Below are 3,541 nucleotides of genomic sequence, written 5' to 3' on the forward strand. Positions count from 1 at the left end.
GCCCCCGCTCACCGGCCCCACCACCGCCGACCTGCTGGTCGTCGGCGGCGGCTACACCGGCCTCTGGGCCGCCCTGCTCGCCAAAGAAGAGAACCCGGACCGGGACGTGCTGCTGGTCGAGGCCGGCACCTGCGGCTGGGCGGCCTCCGGACGCAACGGCGGATTCTGCGCCGCCTCCCTCACGCACGGCCTGGCCAACGGGGCCGACCGGTTCCCCGACGAGATCGCCGAACTGGAACGACTCGGCCGGGAGAACCTCACCGCCATCGCGGACACCATCGACCGGTACGGCATCGACTGCGACTTCGAACGCACCGGGGAACTCGCCGTGGCGGTCGAGCCGTACCAGGTCGACGGGCTGGTCGCCGACGCCGCCCTGGCCCGCGAGTACGGCCACGACGTGACCCTGCTCGACACCGACCAGGTACGCGCCGAGGTCGACTCGCCGACGTATCTGGCCGGGCTGTGGGACCGGGACCGGGTGGCCCTGCTCGACCCGGCCCGGCTGGCCTGGGGCCTGCGCCGGGCCGTCGAGCAGCTCGGGGTACGCGTCCACGAACACACCCGGGTCACCGACCTGCACCGGCACGGCCCCGGCCTGCGGGCCGTCACCGTCGCCGGTACGGACACGGCACCCGGGACGGTCGACGCCCACCGGGTCGTCCTCGCCACCAACGCCTTCCCGCCCCTGCTGCGCCGGCTGCGGCACTACGTCGTGCCGGTCTACGACTACGCGCTGATGACCGAGCCGCTGACCGCCGCCCAGCGTTCCGCGATCGGCTGGCGGAACCGGCAGGGCCTCGCCGACACCGGCAACCAGTTCCACTACTACCGGATCACCACCGACGGTCGGATCCTCTTCGGCGGGTACGACGCGGTGTACCACTTCGGCAACCGGATGACCCCGGCGCTGGAGCAGCGCCAGGTCACCTTCACTGCCCTCGCAGAACACTTCTTCACCACGTTTCCGCAGCTCAGCGACGTACGATTCACCCACCGTTGGGGTGGGGTGATCGACACGTGCACCCGGTTCTGCCCGTTCTTCGGCACCGCCCACGGTGGGCGGCTGGCCTACGCGGCAGGCTTCACCGGGCTCGGCGTCGGCACCACCCGGTTCGCCGCCCGGGTCATGCTCGACCTGCTCACCGGCGAACCCACCCCGCTGACCCGGCTCGACCTGGTCCGGTCGAAGCCGCTGCCGTTCCCGCCGGAACCCGTCCGGGCCGCCGGCATCCACCTGACCCGCTGGTCCCTGGCCCGTGCCGACGCGCACGCCGGGCAGCGCAACCTCTGGCTCCGTACGCTCGACCGTCTTGGTTTGGGGTTTGATTCCTGATGCGCATCCTGCTCGTCGGCGCGGGCGGGGTCGGCTCGGCCGCTGTCGCCATCGCCGCCCGCCGCGCCTTCTTCGACACCATGGTGGTCGCCGACTACGACCTCGACCGCGCCCGCCGCGCGGTGGGTGACCACGGCGACCGCTTCGTCCCCGCCCGACTCGACGCCTCCTCCGCCGACGCCGTCACCGCCCTCTGCCGGGAACACCGGATCACCCACGTGCTCAACGCGGTCGACCCCCGGTTCGTCATGCCGATCTTCGACGGGGCGCTCGCCGCCGGGGCCGACTACCTCGACATGGCGATGTCGCTGTCCCGGCCGCACCCGACCCACCCGTACTCGCAGACCGGCGTCAAGCTCGGCGACGAACAGTTCGCCGCCGCCGACGCGTGGACCGCCGCCGGCCGGCTCGCCCTGGTCGGCATCGGCGTCGAACCGGGACTGTCCGACATCTTCGCCCGGTACGCCGCCGACGAACTCTTCACCGAGATCGACGAGATCGGGGTACGCGACGGCGCCAACCTGACCGTCGACGGGTACGACTTCGCCCCCTCGTTCTCCATCTGGACCACCATCGAGGAGTGCCTCAACCCGCCGGTGATCTGGGAGGCCGACCGGGGCTGGTACACCACCGAACCGTTCAGCGAACCGGAGGTCTTCGACTTCCCGGAGGGCATCGGTCCGGTCGAGTGCGTCAACGTGGAACACGAGGAGGTGCTGCTCATCCCGCGCTGGGTACCGGCGAAACGGGTCACCTTCAAGTACGGCCTCGGCGACGAGTTCATCGAGGTACTCAAGACGCTGCACAAACTCGGCCTCGACGCGGTCGACTCGGTGCAGGTCCGGGGGGTCACCGTCGCCCCGCGCGACGTGGTCGCCGCCGCCCTGCCCGACCCGGCCACCCTCGGCGACCGGATGCGCGGCAAGACCTGCGCCGGCACCCTCGTCACCGGGACCGGCACCGACGGCCGACCCCGCGAGGTGTACCTCTACCACGTGGTCGACAACGAGTGGTCGATGCGCGAGTACGGCCACCAGGCGGTGGTCTGGCAGACCGCGGTCAACCCGGTCGTCGCCCTGGAACTGCTCGCCACCGGCGTCTGGTCCGGCGTCGGCGTGCTCGGCCCGGAGGCGCTGCCGCCACGCCCCTTCCTCGACCTGCTCACCACGTACGGCGCACCCTGGGGGATGCGCGACTCGCAGGAGGTCACCCGGTGACCCGCTACGGCCCCATGTTCGGCCCGGACGTCACCTTCCTCGGCGTACCCCGGTGCGACCTGGCCGACCCGGCGTCGTTCACCGACGCGGACGTGGTGATCGTCGGCGCCCCCTTCGACGGCGGCACCTCACACCGGCCGGGTACCCGGTTCGGCCCGTCGGCCATCCGGCAGGCCTGCTACCTGCCGCACGACGGCTCCCGCCCGTCGTTGGCGCTGCGCGTCGACGGGCTACGCGACCTGCGCGTGTACGACGCCGGTGACGTCGAGATGTTCTCCGGCGACATCGAACGGTCGCTGTCCAGCCTGGCGGCAGCCGTCTTCGCGGTCGCCTCGGCCGGGGCGATCCCGGTCGTCCTCGGCGGCGACCACTCCATCGCCCTGCCCGACGCCACCGGGGTGGCCCGGCACCACGGGCTCGGCCGGGTCTCCCTGGTGCACTTCGACGCGCACGCCGACACCGGGGACATCGAGTTCGGCTCGCTGCACGGACACGGCCAGCCGATGCGCCGGCTCATCGAGTCCGGCGCGGTACGCGGCGACCGGTTCCTCCAGATCGGCCTGCGCGGGTACTGGCCCGACCCACCGACCCTGGCCTGGATGGCGGAGCAGCGGATGCGCTCGTACGAGATGACCGAGATCGTGGCGCGCGGCCTGGACACCTGCCTGACCGAGGCGTTCACCATCGCGGTCGACGAATGTGAGGGGGTCTTCCTCTCCGTCGACGTGGACGTGGTCGACCCGGGGATGGCCCCCGGGACGGGTACCCCCGAGCCGGGCGGGTTCACCTCCCGGCAACTGCTCGACGCGGTACGCCGCTGCTGCTACGAACTGCCCGTCGTCGGGGTGGACGTGGTCGAGGTGGCCCCGCCGTACGACCACGCCGACATCACCGCGTACCTGGGGAACCGGGTGGTGCTGGAGGCGTTGTCGGCGATCGCCCGGCGACGCAGCGACGCCGCCGGTACCACCCCACCCTGGGATCCCAC

The 3,541-nt window shown here is 72.0% G+C and carries 3 protein-coding genes; all 3 read left to right on the forward strand.

The genetic code is table 11. From position 1 onward, the window contains the following. On the forward strand, positions 1-1,336 hold a 1,336-nt coding region (locus GSF22_RS31980; protein WP_208817639.1), incomplete at its 5' end, for an NAD(P)/FAD-dependent oxidoreductase. Beyond that, positions 1,336-2,553 (forward strand): saccharopine dehydrogenase family protein, encoded by a 1,218-nt coding sequence (locus tag GSF22_RS31985; protein ID WP_208817640.1) that lies wholly within the window; start codon positions 1,336-1,338, stop codon positions 2,551-2,553. The genes GSF22_RS31980 and GSF22_RS31985, both read left to right, overlap by 1 nt. Then, on the forward strand, positions 2,550-3,541 hold a 992-nt coding region (speB, locus tag GSF22_RS31990; RefSeq protein WP_208817641.1), incomplete at its 3' end, for an agmatinase. The genes GSF22_RS31985 and speB, both read left to right, overlap by 4 nt.

It is taken from the genome of Micromonospora echinofusca, assembly GCF_017614955.1.
Taxonomy (GTDB): domain Bacteria; phylum Actinomycetota; class Actinomycetes; order Mycobacteriales; family Micromonosporaceae; genus Micromonospora; species Micromonospora echinofusca_A.

What these genes read in the sequence shown, in the direction of transcription:
- GSF22_RS31985 (WP_208817640.1), top strand. Translation starts at nt 1,336, where the DNA reads ATGCGCATCCTGCTCGTCGGCGCGGGCGGGGTCGGCTCGGCCGCTGTC.